Consider the following 17189-nt stretch of genomic DNA (forward strand, 5'->3'; position numbering starts at 1 on the left):
TAGACTGGGCCGGTGGCCACCTACCGTGACGAAGCAGTTGTGCTGCGCACGTACCAGCTGGGCGAGGCCGACCGGATCATCTGCCTGCTGACGCGCAGCCACGGGAAGGTCCGCGCGGTCGCCAAAGGGGTGCGGCGCACCAGCAGCAAGTTCGGCTCCCGGCTGGAGCCCTTCAGCCACATCGACGTCCAGTTCGCGGAGGGTCGCGGTTCGCTGGAGGTGGTCACCCAGGCCGAGACGCTGCACCCCAGCCTGCTGGGGAGCGACTACGACCGGTTCACCGCCGGCCAGGTCCTGGTGGAGGCCGCCGAACGTCTTGTCGCCGAGGACGGGGTCCCGTCCCTGCCCCAGTACCGTCTCCTTCTCGGAGCCGTTCTCGCCATGGGCAAGCCGGAGATGTCTCCGGCGGCCGTGGTCGACTCCTACCTCCTGCGCTCACTGGCCATCGCCGGGTGGGCGGTGGTGCTGGAGTCCTGTTCCAGCTGCGGCATCACCCAGGACGTCGGCTGGTTCAATCCGCAGGGCGGCGGCATGGTGTGCGTCCGGTGCCGGCCGCCGTCGTCGGCGCGGGTGGATGCTGAGACCCTGCGGCACCTTACTGCGCTGCTGACCGGGGACTGGGCGACGGTGGGGGCCGCGGATCCGTCGGTGGTCAGGCGCTGCCACGGGCTGGTGGTGGCGTTCGCGAACTGGCACCTCGACAGGGCGTTGCGCTCAATCCCGTTCCTTGAGCGCTGAGCACTCCGCGCACAGCCCGAAGATCTCGATCTCGTGGCCGGCGTCGGTGAAGCCGTGCTCGGCCGCGACGTTGTGGGCCCAGTCCTCGACCGACCTGGCCGAAATCTCCACGGTGGCGGCGCATTCGCGGCAGACCAGATGGTGGTGGTGCCCGCCGGAGCAGCGGCGGTAGGCCGACTCCCCGTCCGGGGTGCGCAGGACGTCCACCTCGCCTGCGTCGGCCATCGCCTGCAGAGCCCGGTACACGGTGGCCAGCCCGACCTTGTCGCCGAGCTGTTTGAGGTCGTCGTGGACCTGGGCCGCGGTGCGGAACTCCGGCATGCGGCCGAGCAGGTCCCGCACCGCTGCCCGCTGCCAGGTCTGGCGGGTCATCGGACTGGGGCGGTCGGGTTCAGTGCTCGTCATAGTGGTCTCCGTGGCGTGCGTGTCGGTGGCCGTCGTGCACGAAGTCGAGATGGTCGCCGTGCTGGATCACCTGGACACCCTCGCGGTGGGCGAACTCGTCGTCGTGGTTCTCGGCGGGCTCGTGCAGGTGGTCGCCGTGGTCCTCGATGTAGGGGATGAACCGGCGGGACCGCTGGATGGGCCCGGCCACCAGCCAGCCGACCCCGAGCAGGCCGATGGCCACGACGACGATGGTCGCGCCCGATGCGGTGTCCAGGTAGAAGGAGCCGACGGTGCCGATGATCGCCGCGACCACCCCGACTCCCATGGCGCCGTAGAAGGCCGCCTTGAAGCCGACGAACAGCTGCTGCGACGTCGCCACCGGGATGACCATGAGAGCGCTGATGAGCAGCAGCCCGACGGTGCGCATCGACAGGCTGACCGTTACCGCGGCCAGCACCACGACCATGAGGTTCAGCAGGTTGACCCGCACCCCGAGCACCCGGGCGTAGTCCTCGTCGGCCGCGACGGCGAACAGGCGGGGCGACAACCCGATGGTGAGCGCGAGGATCACCACGGCGAGGCCGAGGATCACCCAGAGGTCGGTGTTGGTCACCGAGGTCAGGGAGCCGAACAGAAAGGCAGACAGGCCTGCGGCGCCCTGGCCGGAGATGCCGGCCATCATCGCGCCTGCCGCGAGGCCACCGTAGAACAGGATCGCGAGCCCGAGGTCGCCGGAGGCCTTGCCGTGCTGCCGCGCCAGTTCCACAGCCACGGCCCCGAGGACGCTGACGATGATCGCCATCGGCAACGGAGAGGTGTTCGTCAGGAACGCCAGTCCGACGCCCATGATCGCCACGTGCCCCAGACCGTCGCCCAGGAGGCTGAGCTTGCGCTGCACGATGTAGATGCCGATCGCGGGCGCCACCAGACCACTCAGCACCGCGGCGAGCAGTGCCCGCTGCATGAACGGGTAGGAGAAGACCTCCATCACTGGCCCCTGGGAACCGGGTCGAGGAGGCCCACGGCGGAGTCCTCGAAGCTGCTGGGCTCGCAGTTGGCCGCCGAGCCTGCCCGCTCGTGTTCGACGACGCGGCCGTCGCACAGCGTGATGCTGCGGTCCAGCACCGGGGCCATTGGGCCCAGTTCGTGCAGCACCACCGCCATCCCCATGCCGTCGGCACGCAGCCCGGCCAGGAGGTTGGCCAGGCCGGCCTGGCTGTGGAGGTCCACGCCCGCGAACGGCTCGTCCATGACCAGCAGCTCCGGCTCCGTGGACAGGGCCCTGGCGATCAGCGTCCGTTGCTTCTGCCCCCCGGACAAGGTCCGGAAAGGCCACTTCGCGCGGTCCGCGAGACCGACGAGTTCCAGGGCGTGTTCGACGGCGACCCGGTCTGCCTTGCGGAACCACCGGAAGGGCTTGTGGTGGGACAGTCGGCCCGACGACGCGATCTCGGTCACCGTGGCGTTATTGACGTTGAGGGTCGAGTGCTGCGGCACGTAGCCGATCCGCGCCCAGTCCCTGAAGGCCTCCAGCGGTTCACCGAAGAGGCGCACGCTGCCCTCCTGGATGGGGTTCAGCCCGACGACCGCTCGGATCAGTGTTGACTTGCCAGATCCGTTGCCGCCGAGCACGGCCACGGCCTCACGGGGGGCGACGTGGAGGCTCACGTCGCGCAGGATGGGTAGCCCTCCGAGTGAGACGAAGATCCCGTCGGCGGCGATCAGGTCAGCATCAGGAGCAGCCATTGGCGTCCCTGATGGCCTGGAGGTTGGCGCGCATGATCGAAGGATAGTCCTGGCCCGCCGAGTCGGGTCCGACGGACTCGATGGGGTCGAGGACGGCGGTCTTGAGGCCGAGGTCGCCAGCGATCGACTGGGCGACTGCATCCGAGGCCTGGGACTCGAAGAAGATGGTGGTGGCGCCGTGCTCCCGTGCCAGCGCCTGGACCTCCGCCACGCGGGCTGGGGAGGGCTCGGACTCGGGGGAGAGCCCGGCGACGGAGATCTGCTCGAGGTCGTAGCGCTCGGTCAGGTAGCCGAAGGCGGCGTGGGCGACGAAGATCTCGCGGCGCTCGCACTCGGCCAGTCCGGAGGTGAACTCCTCGTCCAGGACCGCCAGTTCGTCGGTGCCACGGGAGGCGTTGGCGGCGAACTTCTCGGCCTGCTCAGGCGCAACGGCCGCCAGTTCCTCGGAGATGGCGGAGGTGACGTCGGCGAGCCTGGCTGGATCGAGCCAGAAGTGCGGATCCAGGTCCGTGTGCTCTTCCTCGTCCGCATGCCCCTCGTCGCTCTCCCCGGCCGGCCCTTCGGTCAGCTCAGCGAATTGCGACACCTCGATCACCTTGGCCGGCCCGGCCTGGGCGATGGCGTCGTCGACGGCGGGCTGGAAGCCTTCGAGGTAGACCACGACGTCGGCCTCTGTGAGAGCGACGATCTGCTGCGGTGACAGTTCAAGGTCGTGTGCTTCGACGCCGGGGGTGGTGAGGTTGGAGACGGTGACGCCCTCACCCCCTGCCAGTTCGGCGGCGTAGGCGAGGGGGTAGAACGCCGCTGCGACCTGCAGGCCTTCCTCCGAGTCCGGTCCGGTCGGCGCGTCCGCCCCACAGGCCGAAAGGAGGAGGGCGGCTGCCGCCAGGGGCACGGAAAGACGATTGCTTCGCATGAGAATCAGTATCAATAAGGGATGGGGGAGATGTCAAGCGCAGCTGGGCTAGGCTCCAACCCATGCTCCTGGCCATCTCCCGATTCCGCCACGTCGATGCCGCCTTCGAGGCGCAGGCTGGTGAAGTCATCCGGTTCTGGCTGGGCAGGCCCGGATGCCTCGGCGCTGAACTGGTCCGGAACCTGGATGACCCAGGTCTTTGGGCCATCCTCAGCCGCTGGGAATCCGTCGGTGACTACCGGCGCTCGTTCAGCGGCTACGACGCCAAGGTCGTCCTCACCCCAGTGCTGAGCCGGGCCATCGATGAACCGTCGGCCTACCTCGACCCCACGGAGCTCGGACCAAACGTGCCTCGCGGTCAGGGCTGAGCCCGGCGACGCGGTCTCACTTCAGGTAGGCGTGGGGGCGGATGCGGGCCCCGTAGCGCTCCTGCAGGTCATGGTTGTGCTCGTCGCCACCAGGGATGTTGGCGGAGATGAACATCGGCGGCAGGGTCCCGCGCTCCTGGAGCTGCGCCGCGGTCTCGATGGTGAGCAGTTGCGCGATGTAGGCGGCCGTGAGGGAGGAGACCGGCCCGACCTTGAGTCCGTCGGTGAGCTCGAGGGTGGCGTCGCCGTAGGGGGCATGGTTGTCGATCACCACATCGGCCACCTCGAACAGGCGCTTGCCGCTGGGGTGCTTGGAGGTGACGCCCTTGCTGTGCTCCAGACTCGTGACGGCGATCACCGGCAGGCCCTCGGCCCTGGCCCGCCGCGCAAGGCCCACCGTGGAGCCGTTGGCTCCGGAGTTGGACGCGATGATGAACGCGTCGTCGGCGCGGATGTCGTAGAGGTCGTACAGCTCGTCGGCGACGCTGTCGTCGCGCTCGAGCTCGGCACCCCCGATTTCCGAGACGCTTTTGCGGGAGCCGATCAGGAACAGGTCCTTCAGCATCATGTGATGGGTGGGGATGAACCCTCCTGCGCGACCCGCGATCTCCATCGCGAAGGCCTCGGAGTGCCCGGTGCCGAAGGCGTGCAGCACACCGCCGCGGGCGAACGTCTCCACCATGATGGCGATCGCGCGGTCGAAGCGTCCGCTCGCGGCCTCGGCGTCCAGGGTGCGGAGTCGGTCGGCGACCTCGGTTGCGAAGGCGGTGGTCAGGCTGTGCATGGTGCTCCTTGCGTGGATTGATGGACGACGGCGAGGCTGGCACTTCGACGTTGCCTGGCCCGCCGGGTACCGGCCGGGCCGCGGGCGGTGTTCGTCTGTAGCCTGTCCTTGTGAAAGCTACTTTCGTACCGTTCGGGGTGTCAACAACATGAGCACCTACCATGCAGCGGGGCCGGTGGTGATCGCCGTCGACGCCGGCGGGACCAGCTCCCGTACCGCTGTCGTCGGCACCGACGGTGCATGCCTGGGTCTGGGCTTCGCCGGTTCCGCCAACCCGCTGTCCTCCGGGGATCCGAAGGCGGCCGAGTCAATCGGGTCCGGTACCTCGGCAGCACTCGCAGCGGGCGGTGTGGACCCTGACTCCGTCGCCGTCGTGGTGGTGGCGGCAGCCGGCGGCGGCCATCGCCCTGCGTTCACCGGATTGGTGGCAGAGACCCTCGCCCCACTCGGAGTCTCGGCTCCAGTGGTCCTGGCCGCCGATGGTCACGCGGCTTTCGCCTCCGGAACGCACCTGGAGTCCGGCTACGTGATCGTCTCCGGAACCGGTGCCGTGGCGCATCGCATCGAGAGCGGCCGGTCCGTGCGCCACTCCGACGGGCTCGGGTGGCTTCTGGGCGACGTGGGGTCCGGATTCTGGATCGGGCTCCACGTCGCGAGGGCGGTACTCTTCGACCTCGACGGACGCGGTCCGCGCACTGCGATGTCGCCGCTGTTGCTGGCCGAGTTGGGACTGGACCCCGATGATCGCAGCCTCGACGGGAAGGGCCGACCGAGGGTCATGAGAGCCATTGAGATGGCCCTTTACGGAGATCTGCCGGTACGCGCCGCCCGATTCGCATCCATCTGTTTCCGGGTCCCCGGTGACCCGGTGGCCGAAGAGATCCTTTCAGGTGCCGCACGGGGACTGGCCGCCACCCTGCGCACGGTGATGGTCCCGACGCTGGACGGTCCCGTGATCGCCGGCGGGGGCCTGCTGGCGAACCCCACGGGCTTGCTGGAAAGGCTCGCCCGCGAGCTGGGCGAGCCGGTGGCGAGTAGACTCCAACCGGTCCCTGACGGGATCGTGGGAGCGTGTGTCATCGCCCTGAGACACGTGGGAGTCGTCGTCGACGACCAGGTCTTCAGGACCATCGCCGCCACGGTGACAGAGCGCCGCCCGGGCTGAGCCAGCGCCTGCGGGCGAGGCCTCACTCCAGGCCGAGCCGCTCCAGGAGGTGCGCCACGTCGGGATCGGCGCCGCGGAAGTCGCGATAGGAGTCCATCGCCTCCACGGAACCGCCCGGGGCCAGCAACCGGCGTCGGAAACGCTCCCCGGCTTCTCGTGACAGGCCGCCGAACTCGTTGAACCAGGCGACGGTGTCGGCGTCCATCACCTCCGACCACAGGTAGGAGTAGTACGCCGCGGAGTAGCCGCTGGCGAAGATGTGCTGGAAGTAGGTGCTCCGGTACCGCGGCGGGACCAGTGGGAAGTTGACGCCCGCTTCCTCCAGCGCAGCGGCTTCGAACGTCTCGACGTCCTCCGCGCTGGTTGGGAGGGACTCGGCTGGGGTCTGGTGCCAAACCTGGTCGAGGAACTGCGCGGCCAGCGCCTCGAAGGTTGAGTAGCCGAGGCCCTGACGCCGACCGGCCACAAGGGCGTCGATCCATTCCGACGGGATCGGCTCGCCCGTCTCGTGGTGGACGGCGAAGCGGGCAATCAGCTGGGGCTCCCAGGCCCAGATCTCGTTGACCTGCGAGGGGAACTCCACGAAGTCGCGCGGCACAGCTGTTCCCGACCGCGAGGGGTACTTCACGTCCGACAACAACCCGTGGAGGTCGTGTCCGAACTCGTGGAACAGCGTGATGACGTTGTCCCACGAAAGCAGGCTGGGTGAGCCCTCGGCGGGCTTGGGGAAGTTGCAGGTGTTGGTGACCACCGGCAGGTCGCCGAGCAGGTGGGACTGGTCCACGATGCTGGTCATCCAGGCGCCGCCCTGCTTGGTTGGCCGCGTGAACGGGTCGATCACGACCACGCCGACGGCGGCGCCGTCGGCCTCCCGGACCTCAAAGACCCGCGCGTCCGGGGTGTAGCCCACGAGCTCGGGCCGCTCGTGGAAGGTGATCCCGTACAGCGCGGTGGCCGCCGCGAAGACGCCTTCCTGCAGTACCCGCTCGAACTCCAGGTACGGACGGAGCGCCTGCTGGTCGACGGCGTTCGCAGCAGCGGCGCGGGCGGCGTAGAACTGCCAGTCCCACGGCTCCAGGGTCGCGCCCGGGACGTCTTCGGCCAGCAGGCGCTGCAGTTCGACGGCCTCTCGCTCCACGAGCTCGAGGACCCCGGGGGCGACGCGTGCGAGCAGGTCGTTGACGGCCTTCGTGGTGCGGGCGCAGCCGTCGTCGGCGACGTAGGCGGCGTGGTGCTCGAACCCGAGCAGGCGGGCGCGTTCGTGCCGTAGGCGGACGCTTCGGATGACGAGTTCGCGGGTGTCGTGCTCGCCCTCCAGGCCGCGGCTGATGGAGGCGCGGAAGATCCGCTCGCGCAGGGACCGATTGGTCAGGTAGTCCAGCGCCGGCTGGCCGGTGGTGTTGACGATGTCGAGGAGCCAGCCGTCGAGGCCGGCGGCCTCGGCCGAAGCGCGGGCAGTGGCACGGTCGTCCTCGGGCAGGCCGTCGAGTTCCGACTCGTCGGTGACGTGCACCCCTGCGGCGTTGCGACCGGCCACGACCTTTTCCTGGAACTGGGCCGAGAGCCTGGCCAGCTCGACGTTGATCTCGCGCAACCGGGTCTGGTCGTCCTCGGACAGGGTGATGCCGCCGCGGACGTACTCGCGCAACCGCTCCTGCAGGAGGTGGGAGTCCTGCTCGTCGAGGGTCTCCGAGCCCGAATCCGCACGGTCCCGAAGTGCGGTCAGGCGCTCGTACAGGCGGGCATCGAGCAGGATCTTGTCACTGTGCGCAGCCAACTTGGGCGCGAACTCCTCGTAGATGGCATCGCGTTCCGGGTTGGTGTCTGCGGACTTCGCCACCCAGAACGCGTTGAGGCCACGCCTCAGGGTTGCCTCGCTGCGCTCCCAGTCGGCCAGGGTGTTGGCCACCGTCGGAGCGTTCGAGTTGGTGGCGATCGCGTCCAGCACCGTCAGCTGCTCGGCCATGCCCACGAGGAGCGCCTCCCGGTAGTCCGAGTCGGTGAGGTTGGCGTAGTCGGGAAGGCGGAACTCAAGCTCGGAGGGATGCAACAGCGAATTCGTCATTGCCCCATCAAACCGCATCGGGCAAGGCGGTGGACGGCGAAAGCGACTACACGTCGGGATTGCTCGAGGTGATCGGCTCCTGAACCGTGACGCGGTGGCGTGCAAGGAACTCTTCGACGACCGCGTAGTACTGCCCGGGCGCGTCGCGCCGGACGCAGTGCCCGGCGTCGGCGATCAGCACCCGCTCCACCAGCGGGTTGTCGTAACCGTCCGGGTCGGGGCCCATCCCGCCGTCGGTCGGCAGGACCAACAGCGTCGGCACCGTCAGGCGGCCGAACAACGACTCCCACTCGGGTTCGCTGAGCCAGAGGGCGCGCTCGATCATCAGCGGGTCCACGAGGGCCTTTGAGTTCGCCCAGGCCAGGATCTCCGACTCCGACCAGTTGGTCTCACGTCTCATCCGCTCGATCTCGGAGGCGGTTCGATCGGGGAAGGCGGACAGGAACTCCTGCTGCTCTCGCACAAAGGCGGGGTCCGGTCCGTCGCTCGTCTTTGCGGGATCCTCCAGGACCACCGCCCGCACGAGTTCCGGCGCCTCGACGGCGGCCAGGAGCGTGATCAACCCGCCCAGCGAGTGACCGACCAGGACCGCTGGCCGAGGCAGTCCACGCAGGATGGTCAGTAGGTCCTCCAGCCAGAGCTGGTTGCTGCTCGCCACGTCTTCCTCGGTGAAGCGGGGTGAGAGGCCGTGGCCGCGCAGGTCGACGGCGTGGATGTCCCAGTGGAAGGCCCACCGGAAGACGGCATCCGGCCAGGCGGTGCCGTCCTCGGTGAGGCCGTGCACCAGCACCAACGGGGGCGCGTCGGGGTTGCCGAAGCGGTGCACATTGATCGGCTGGGTAGCGGCGTTGATGCTCATGGGTACACCGTTCCATCCCAGCGGGCCACATTTCAAGAAGTCGGACAACGGGGTCTCGCGTCGTAGAATCGTGTGGTTGCCAAGCTTGGAGGACCATGACCGCCGATACCGTCACTGCGTACAGACCGCTTCGGCTCAGCGCGCCCAGCCGCGCGGACGCCGTCGTCGTCGACCTCCCCGTGGTGCTCGCGCCCATGGCGGGCGTGACCAATGCGGCCTACAGGCAGCTGTGCCGGGAGCAGGGCGCCGGTCTCTACGTGTGCGAGATGATCACTTCCCGCGGCCTCGTCGTGGGGGACCACAAGACGCGTGACATGCTCCAGTTCGACCCAGGAGAGACCACGCGCTCGGTCCAGCTCTACGGCGTGGACCCCGGGGTGATGGCGGAGGCCGCCCGGATCCTGGCGCGCGACTACGCCGTCGGGCACATCGACCTCAACTTCGGCTGCCCTGTACCCAAGGTGACCCGCAAGGGCGGTGGGGGAGTGCTGCCCTACAAGCGGGACCGGTTGCGGGCCATCGTGCGTGAGACGGTGAGGGCCGCCGACGAGTTCGGGGTGCCGGTCACCATCAAGACCCGTGTCGGGATCGACGACGACCACCACACCTTCCTGGATGCCGGCCGCATCGCACAGGAGGAGGGCGCAGCCGCCATCGCGCTGCATGGCCGTACGGTGCAGCAGGCCTACTCCGGCGAGGCGGACTGGGAGCGGATCGCGGAACTCAAGGCCGCCGTCGACATCCCTGTGCTGGGCAACGGCGACATCTGGGAGGCAGAAGACGCGCTGGAGATGATGCGCCGGACGGGCTGCGACGGCGTCGTCATCGGTCGGGGATGCCTTGGGCGGCCATGGCTGTTCGGCGACCTCGCCGCCGCGTTCACCGGACAGGCCCACCGTCGCCGCCCCACCCTCGGGGAGGTGGGCCGGATGATCATCCGCCACGCCGAACTGCTCGTGGGCATCATGGGCGAGCGCGGGCTTGTCGACATCCGCAAGCACATGGCCTGGTACTTCAAGGGTTACCCCGTGGGGGAGCCGCGGCGCCGGTTCGCCATGGTCTCGACCATGGGAGAACTGCGCGACCTCGTCGAACAGCTCGACGCAGATGCCGCCTTCCCGACGTCGGAACTGGGAACACCTCGTGGCAGGCAGGGAACACCCCGCTCGAAGGTGGTCGTGCCCCACGGCTGGTACGACGACACCTCGGGGACCGATCTCGACCTGGGCGACGCGGAACTGGACACCAGCGGCGGTTGAGCGGGGGCGCCGCAATCGGTGCGCGGCCCGGTGGCTAGGCTGCGGAAACCGAAGGAGGCACCAATGGAAAGCACAGCAATCCTGACCATCGACGGCGTCAGCCACGAACTGCCCATCATCACCGGGACCGAGGGCGAGCGCGCCATCGACATCTCCGGGCTCCGCAGGACCACGGGACTCATCACCCTCGACGACGGCTACGGCAACACGGGATCCTGCCGCTCGGCCATCACTTTCATCGACGGAGAGCGCGGGATCCTGCGCTACCGGGGCGTCCCCATCGAGGACCTCGCCGAGCGGTCCTCGTTCATCGAGACCGCTGAGCTCCTGATCTTCGGCGAGCTCCCGGACACCCAGGAGCGCGACGACTTCCGCGGGCTGCTCACGGAGAGCGCCGCCCTTCACCGAGACATGCGCAAGCACTTCGACGGCTTCCCGATCGACGCGCACCCGATGGCCGTGTTGTCGGCGATGATCAACGCGATCCAGGCCTACGACCTGCCCGAGATCCACATCACCGACGAGGTCGGCTTCCGCAGGGCCGCAGCCGCCCTGATCTCGAAGACCCGCACCATCGCCGCCGCAACCTACAAGTCCCACGTGGGACAGGCCATCGCGTTCCCCCGCCCGGACCTGCCGTATGCGGAGAACTTCCTGCACATGATGTTCTCCCAGCCCTACCGGGAGTTCGAGGCGACGCCGGAGCAGGCGCACGCGCTCAACATGTTCCTGGTGCTGCACGCTGACCACGAGCAGAACTGCTCCACCTCGACAGTGCGGATGGTCGCCTCGGGCGGTGCGAACCTGTTCACGTCCGTCTCGGCGGGCGTCACGGCGCTGTGGGGCCCCCTGCACGGTGGTGCGAACATGGCGGTGGTGGACATGCTGGAAGGCATCCACGACCGTGGGATCCCCGTCTCGCGCTACATCAGCCAGGCGAAGGACAAGTCCTCCGGGGTGAGGCTGATGGGCTTCGGCCACCGCATCTACCGCAACTTCGACCCCCGCGCGAAGATCCTCAAGACTGCGGCCCACGATTTGCTGGAGTCCATGCACGTGAGCGACCCACTGCTCGACATCGCCCGGGAGGTGGAAGAGGCTGCGCTGTCCGACGACTACTTCCGGGAGCGCAGGCTCTACCCGAACGTCGACTTCTACTCCGGCCTCATCCTGCGGGCGCTGGGGATCCCGAAGGACTTCTTCACCGTCCTGTTCGCGATCGGCCGCACGCCCGGCTGGATCGCGCACTGGAAAGAGGTCCACGACAACCCCAACCAGCGCATCCAGCGTCCCCGCCAGGTCTACGTCGGCAACCAACTCACCCAGTGGCAGCCGCGGGAGGAGCGCTGAACGCGGGCAGGATTGGGTAGGTTGGTCGCTGAAATGGACGAACACCTCCTGCCCCGGACCCGGTTGTGGGCCCAGACGATGCACGGTCACGGCGACGACGTCGTCACGGCCCATCGCGGCTCCAGCGCGACCCTCGCGGGCGGTGGTGCCCGCGTGCGAGAGCGCCGGGAGGAGGCGGAGCGGGCACTGCTGGACCCGCACGCCACTTTCTCCGTCGGGGCCGGCAATCGGGCCCGCGAGGAGGAACCCGATCCGTTCCGCACCTGTTTCGAGCGGGACCGGGACCGGATCGTCCATTCCGCGGCATTCCGCCGGCTGGCTGGCAAGACGCAGGTAGTGGTCTTCCCCAACGACCACCAGCGCACCCGCCTGACCCACGCCATCGAGGTGGCGCAGTGCGCCGTCGCCATGGCCCGCGGGGTGGGCGTAAACGTCACCCTCGCCGACGCGATGGCGCTGGGCCACGACTGCGGCCACGGACCGGGTGGTCACGCGTCGGAGGACGCCTTCGACGAGTTCATCCCGGGCGGCTACGACCACGGGCCGTGGGGAGCCGACGTGGTGCTGGCGGACCTGAACCTGTGTGCAGAGACGCTCGACGGCATCCGCAACCACTCCTGGTCCAGGCCCGCGCCGTCGACGATCGAGGGAGAGATCGTCAGCTGGGCGGACCGGATCGCGTACTGCGCCCACGACCTCGAGGACGCCATCCACGCCGGCATCGTGTCGGAGTCCGACATCCCGCCAGTGGTGCGTGAGGTGGCCGGGACCACCCGTCGCGAACAGCTCTCGACGTTCATCAACGCGGTCATTGCCACCACCTCGGAGACCGGCGTGGTGGGCATGGACAAGGAATCCGGCGAGGCGCTGGGGGAGCTGCGGCGGTTCAACTACGAGCGCATCTACACCCGGCCGGAGTCCGTGCTGCAGTCCCAGACGGTGGTGCGGGTGCTGCGTGGACTGGTCGAGTACTACCTGCAGCACCCGGGGGCGCTGCCGGACGGCTACCGCACCGAGGACGCCGTCCGTGGTGTGGTCACCTACGTGGGTGGCATGACTGACCGGTTCGCCTTCAAGAAGGCCCAGAAGCTCCTTGGCTGGGATCCGGCGCAACTCCCCAGGGGTATCGGACGCGGCGCCTGAGACTCCTTGAGGTTGATCGAGGCCGTGTGCGGGCGGCTACCCGCCAGCGGCTAGACTTCCCGCCATGGCTGGCCGCATCAACGAGGACGACATCGCGTCGGTCCGTGAGCGGACCAGGATCGACGAGGTCGTCTCCGAGTACGTCGCTCTGCGCAACGCTGGCGGCGGCTCCCTCAAGGGACTCTGCCCGTTCCACGACGAGAAGACCCCCAGCTTCACCGTCACACCTTCGCGGGGGTTCTACTACTGCTTCGGCTGCGGCGAGGGCGGCGACGTCATCACGTTCCTCCAGCGCCAGCAGAACCTGAGCTTCACCGAGGCCATCCAGGTGCTGGCCGACCGAGCCGGAATCCAGCTCAGGACGGTCGACGACGGCACCGGGCCGGGTCAGCCGCCGGGCATGCGCAAGCGGATCCTGGAGGCGAACGAGGCCGCCGAGGAGTTCTTCGCGACGCAATTGGAGACGCCGGAGGCTGTTGTCGGCAGGCAGTTCCTCGACGGGCGCGGTTTCGACCGGGCGGCCGCGCTCCGCTTCCGGGTGGGTTACGCACCGCGCCACGGCCAGGCGCTGAGGCACGCCCTGAGGTCCAAGGGTTTCGACGACGCCACCCTCAAGGCGGCGGGACTGATCCGGGACAACGGCCGCGACTTCTTCGTCGGCCGCCTGCTGTGGCCCATCCGCGACTCCGGGCAGGCCGTGCTCGGCTTCGGCGCCAGGCGGATCCACGACGACGACCGGCTGCCCGCCAAGTACATCAACACCGCTGAGACCCCCGTCTACAAGAAGTCGCACGTCCTCTACGGCCTGGACCTTGCCCGCCAGAGCATCGGGAAGCGTTCGCAGGCGGTGATCGTCGAGGGCTACACCGACGTCATGGCCGCACACCTGTCCGGCGTCGACACCGCCGTCGCCAGTTGCGGCACCGCCTTCGGCGACGACCACGCGCGGCTGCTGCAGCGCTTGATGGGCACCCAGGACGGCCTGCACGGTGAGGTCATCTTCACCTTCGACGGCGACGCCGCGGGCCAGAAGGCGGCCCTGAAGGTGTTCAAGGGGGACCAGAACTTCATCGCGCAGACCTACGTCGCCGTCGAGCCCTCGGGCCTCGATCCCTGCGACCTGCGCCTGGAGCACGGCGACGCAGCCGTCCGGGAGCTCGTGGGTCGACGCGTCCCGCTGTACCGGTTCGTGATGGCCAACGTCCTGGCGGGATACGACCTCGACCGCGCTGACGGCCGCCTCGGGGCCCTGCGCGAGGCCGCGGGACTCGTCGGTTCTATCCGCGACGGTTCCCTGGTGAGCCAGTACCTGCGTGAGCTGGCGGGAATGCTCGGCATGGACATCGAGGACGTCCGGCGGGAGGTGTTGAGCAGCCAGCGCAGGGGTTCACAGGCCGATGCGATCGCCGAGGAGGAGGCGCCCCCCGAGGTCGACGTCAACTGGCCCGACCCGAACGACCGGACCCTGCGGCTGCAACGCGACACCCTGAAGCTGATGCTGCAGCACCCACTGACCTTCGACGCCGCCTGGAACGGCGTCCTCCCGGACGACTTCACCCACCCCGGCTACGCCGCGGTGTTCCGCGTGATCAGTGCCACACCCCTGGCCGAGGGGTGGGCGGACCACCTACGCTCAGCCGCGCCCAACGACCTCGTCAAGCAGCTGCTGGTCTCACTCCTGGTGGAGCCGCTGGTCCGCGAGGCCACCGACGCGTACTCGCTGGCGCACACCAGCCGGCTCCAGCTGACCAGGGTCGTGAGGGAGATCGCCGACTGCAAGTCCAAGCTTCAGCGCACGGACCCGGTGAAGGACCCCGCCGGGCACCGCAGTCAGTTCGCGGAACTTACCCGGCTGGAGATGCAGCGCAAACATCTGCTGACGGCCAGCGCCGGCGAGTAGCGCCCCCGTTTGCCCTGAGCTGTCGAAGGTCTGGTCTCCCTCAGGAACCTCCCGCCGACAACGCCCACAACCGGCTGCCCATCGCCTTCATCGTCGGGTCCGTTCGGGTGCTGCTTGGAAGCACGCAGCGTTCGTCGTCCTGCGAGAGCACCGTCCTGGCAAGGTCCAGGGCACCTGCCTCCAGCCTGCGCGCGGTCGACTCCGAGATCCCGAGCTTCGTCGCCAGCTGTCGCAGGCTGTGTTCCGGGCGTCCGACCCCAAACCGGAGCCTGAGGAACTCTCCCGCCTCGTCGCCGATCAGGTTGAGGAAATCTGTCCCGACGCCGTCGACCCTGTCGTACTCCTGGACGTAGACCGCGAGCGCAGATGGGATCTCGTCCAGGGTCGTGGTGCGGCTCTGGGCCGCCACTGCCGCCTCGACGCTGACGCCGGCCAGTCGCGCCAGCTCCCGGATCCCGGTCTCACCGACGTGTTCCGCGGTCTTGCGGATCCGCTGCCGAATTCGCTGCCGGTGCAGGGGACCTTCCAGCATGCCGCATCTCCTGGCTGCGCTGGCGGCTACGGCGCGAAGCACGTACTCGTGTGCGAGGGTGGTGAAGCGCAGCCCCCGCCGGAAGTCGTAGCGCTGCATCGCTCCGGCCAGGCCGAGGCAGCCCTCCTGGAATAGCTCCTCGAAGGGAAGACCGTGCCTGCGCGAGAAGTCGGAGGCATGGTGCATGACCAGCCGCAGGTTGCCGGTCCACAGCTCCTGCCATGCGAGGCGTCCAGCCGCCGCGATCACCTGCAGGGCATCACCGTCCCGCGGCCGGGAGGTGTCCCCGTTGCCGAGGAGATGTTCGGCATAGACGCCGGCCTCGATCGCGCGAGCCAGGTCCACCTCCTCCTCACCTGTGAGGAGCTTGTCATCGATTCGGGTGACGGAGAGGTTCATGACGGCAAGCCTCGCCGTTCGAAGGGCCGCCGGCGGGTGCGGCTTGACGGTCCGGCAACACGAACCCGCCAACTGCCAACATCTTGGGAGTGGCTGACAACACCGGGACCCCCGAGGGCAACACTCAGACGGTGATCGGCTCCCGGACCACGGCGTTGCGGGAGTTCCGGTAGGCAAGGACGAGGATCCCGGCGGTCAGCAGCACACCGATCCCCTTCGCCCACCACTGGCCCGCGATGAACAGGCACATCATGGCCAGCAGAATGGGCAGCAAGTACCGGCAGGACCACCCGATGTAGCCGCCGAAGCTGGGCATCTTGACGCCAGCCCCCTCCGCGACAGCCTTGACCATGAAGTTCGGCCCGTTGCCTATGTAGGTCATGGCGCCGAAGAAGACTGCACCGAGGCTGATCGCCGTCAGGAAGGAGGACTGTACTCCCGCGACCATCACGGCCCCAGGCGTGACCTCTCCAAGCGTTTGCGCCATCTCGAAGAACGTCGCGTATGTGGGCGCGTTGTCCAGGAACGCGGACAGGCCGCCGGTGAACAGGTAGAAGGTGATGTCGGTGAGGGGCAGCGAGGGCGCCAGTTGGCCCAGTACCCGCAGCGCTGGGATCATGGTCAGGAAGATCCCCACGAACAGCGCGGCGACCTCGACGATGGGTGTCCAGCTGAACTGGTTGTCCTGATAGCGCGTCCGGCGGTCACCGAAGGCGAGGGACATTCCGGCTGCGGTGAGCATCAAGGCCTCACGCCAGGGCACGTATTGGAACCATGCGGCGGTGCCCTCCTCGATGGTGTGCAGGTCCACCGAGGGGACCACGGCAACGCCGATCACCACCATCGTGATGAAGATGAAGTGACGGCGTCCCAAGAGGAGCAGGGACTGCACGTTCTCGTGGTCAAAGGCGATGTCGCTGGGATCCTCCCTCGCGTACATGACCTTGTCAAGGGCGTAATAGGAGATCAGCAGCAGCGCGTTGACGAACAGCCACTGGGGGAACAGCGTGAAGGTCCATTCGAAGGGGACGCCGCGCAGCAGGCCGAGGAACAGCGGCGGGTCTCCCAGGGGGGTCAGGAGGCCGCCTGCGTTGGCGACGGAGAAGATGAAGAAGATGACCGTGTGGGTCTTGAGCTTGCGCTCGGCATTGGTCTTCAGAAGTGGGCGGATCAGCAGCATCGCGGCGCCCGTCGTCCCGATGAACGACGCCACAACGGCACCGATGGCTATGAACGTCACGTTGGTGCGAGGCTTGGCCTCGATGTCACCGGACAGGTGGATGCCGCCGGAGATGGTGAACAGCGCCAGCAGCAGGATGATGAACTGTGCGTACTCAACCATGGCGTGAACCACTGGGGAAGAACCAGCCAGCACGGTCATGTAGACGGCCACGGGCAATCCGAGCGCGAGAGCGACAATGAGCTTGCTGCTGTTCTTCTCCCACCAGTGCTCGGTGGCGGGCACCAGCGGCAGGATCGCGATGCACAACAGCAAGGCGACGAAGGGCAACACCGTCCACCAGGCGAGGTCCAGCTGTGTCTCCAGCAGCACGATCAGTCCTTTCTGATTCTGCTGAA

16 protein-coding genes are annotated in these 17189 nt (G+C 68.2%); 7 read left to right on the top strand and 9 right to left on the bottom strand.

Annotated features, from left to right (window positions below; genetic code table 11):
• Window positions 1-12: 12 nt before the first annotated feature.
• Entirely contained in the window at window positions 13-738 is a 726-nt protein-coding gene (recO, locus tag LKO27_RS04620) for a DNA repair protein RecO (protein ID WP_227735699.1), read from the top strand.
• Here recO and LKO27_RS04625 read toward each other — a convergent pair.
• The 4 genes from LKO27_RS04625 to LKO27_RS04640 are packed head-to-tail and all read right to left on the bottom strand — an operon-like array spanning window position 715 to window position 3787.
• Entirely contained in the window at window positions 715-1143 is a 429-nt protein-coding gene (locus LKO27_RS04625; protein WP_227735700.1) for a Fur family transcriptional regulator, read from the bottom strand. The two genes, recO and LKO27_RS04625, sit on opposite strands and share 24 nt — an antisense overlap.
• Window positions 1130-2113 (bottom strand): metal ABC transporter permease, encoded by a 984-nt coding sequence (locus LKO27_RS04630; protein ID WP_227735701.1) that lies wholly within the window; start codon window positions 2111-2113, stop codon window positions 1130-1132. The genes LKO27_RS04625 and LKO27_RS04630 overlap by 14 nt, the downstream gene beginning before the upstream one ends.
• On the bottom strand, window positions 2113-2871 hold the full coding sequence (locus tag LKO27_RS04635; RefSeq protein ID WP_227735702.1) for a metal ABC transporter ATP-binding protein: 759 nt from the start codon (window positions 2869-2871) through the stop codon (window positions 2113-2115). The genes LKO27_RS04630 and LKO27_RS04635 overlap by 1 nt, the downstream gene beginning before the upstream one ends.
• Window positions 2858-3787, bottom strand: coding sequence for a metal ABC transporter substrate-binding protein (locus tag LKO27_RS04640; protein ID WP_227735703.1), 930 nt, complete (start codon window positions 3785-3787; stop codon window positions 2858-2860). Before LKO27_RS04640 ends, LKO27_RS04635 begins: the two co-directional genes overlap by 14 nt.
• Before the next feature lie 62 nt (window positions 3788-3849).
• Here LKO27_RS04640 and LKO27_RS04645 point away from each other — a divergent pair, with 62 nt between their 5' ends.
• The gene (locus LKO27_RS04645) at window positions 3850-4155 is read left to right on the top strand and encodes an antibiotic biosynthesis monooxygenase (protein WP_227735704.1); all 306 of its coding nucleotides are present in this window, start codon (window positions 3850-3852) and stop codon (window positions 4153-4155) included.
• A gap of 16 nt (window positions 4156-4171) precedes the next feature.
• Here the strand turns inward: LKO27_RS04645 and LKO27_RS04650 are convergent, their stop codons facing one another.
• Entirely contained in the window at window positions 4172-4939 is a 768-nt protein-coding gene (locus LKO27_RS04650; protein ID WP_227735705.1) for a sugar isomerase domain-containing protein, read from the bottom strand.
• A 148-nt stretch (window positions 4940-5087) separates the two neighbouring features.
• On the opposite strand from LKO27_RS04650, the gene LKO27_RS04655 reads away from it, so the two are divergent.
• Entirely contained in the window at window positions 5088-6104 is a 1017-nt protein-coding gene (locus LKO27_RS04655) for an N-acetylglucosamine kinase (protein ID WP_227735706.1), read from the top strand.
• Window positions 6105-6126: 22 nt separating this feature from the next.
• Here LKO27_RS04655 and LKO27_RS04660 read toward each other — a convergent pair whose 3' ends face one another.
• Window positions 6127-8169: a M3 family metallopeptidase gene (locus LKO27_RS04660; RefSeq protein ID WP_227735707.1), complete on the bottom strand. Its 2043-nt coding sequence runs from the start codon at window positions 8167-8169 to the stop codon at window positions 6127-6129.
• Window positions 8170-8215: 46 nt separating this feature from the next.
• Complete coding sequence (locus LKO27_RS04665) at window positions 8216-9028, bottom strand: alpha/beta fold hydrolase (RefSeq protein ID WP_227735708.1); 813 nt, start codon at window positions 9026-9028, stop codon at window positions 8216-8218.
• Window positions 9029-9123: 95 nt separating this feature from the next.
• On the opposite strand from LKO27_RS04665, the gene dusB reads away from it, so the two are divergent.
• The 4 genes from dusB (at window position 9124) to dnaG (ending at window position 14680) form a co-directional block, all read left to right on the top strand.
• Window positions 9124-10287, top strand: a complete 1164-nt coding sequence (gene dusB, locus LKO27_RS04670) for a tRNA dihydrouridine synthase DusB (RefSeq protein WP_227735709.1) — start codon at window positions 9124-9126, stop codon at window positions 10285-10287.
• A gap of 63 nt (window positions 10288-10350) precedes the next feature.
• The gene (locus LKO27_RS04675; RefSeq protein WP_227735710.1) at window positions 10351-11637 is read left to right on the top strand and encodes a citrate synthase; all 1287 of its coding nucleotides are present in this window, start codon (window positions 10351-10353) and stop codon (window positions 11635-11637) included.
• Window positions 11638-11715: 78 nt separating this feature from the next.
• A complete protein-coding gene (locus tag LKO27_RS04680; protein ID WP_227737210.1) occupies window positions 11716-12780 on the top strand; it encodes an HD domain-containing protein in 1065 nt (354 codons plus the stop codon).
• Window positions 12781-12844: 64 nt separating this feature from the next.
• The gene (dnaG, locus tag LKO27_RS04685; protein ID WP_227735711.1) at window positions 12845-14680 is read left to right on the top strand and encodes a DNA primase; all 1836 of its coding nucleotides are present in this window, start codon (window positions 12845-12847) and stop codon (window positions 14678-14680) included.
• 40 nt (window positions 14681-14720) lie between these two features.
• Here dnaG and LKO27_RS04690 read toward each other — a convergent pair whose 3' ends face one another.
• Window positions 14721-15611 (bottom strand): sigma-70 family RNA polymerase sigma factor, encoded by an 891-nt coding sequence (locus LKO27_RS04690; protein ID WP_227735712.1) that lies wholly within the window; start codon window positions 15609-15611, stop codon window positions 14721-14723.
• Window positions 15612-15735: 124 nt separating this feature from the next.
• A complete protein-coding gene (locus tag LKO27_RS04695; protein ID WP_227735713.1) occupies window positions 15736-17163 on the bottom strand; it encodes a sodium:proton antiporter in 1428 nt (475 codons plus the stop codon).
• Window positions 17164-17189 lie beyond the last annotated feature (26 nt).

This window comes from Tessaracoccus sp. OS52 (genome assembly GCF_020687685.1).
Lineage (GTDB): Bacteria > Actinomycetota > Actinomycetes > Propionibacteriales > Propionibacteriaceae > Arachnia.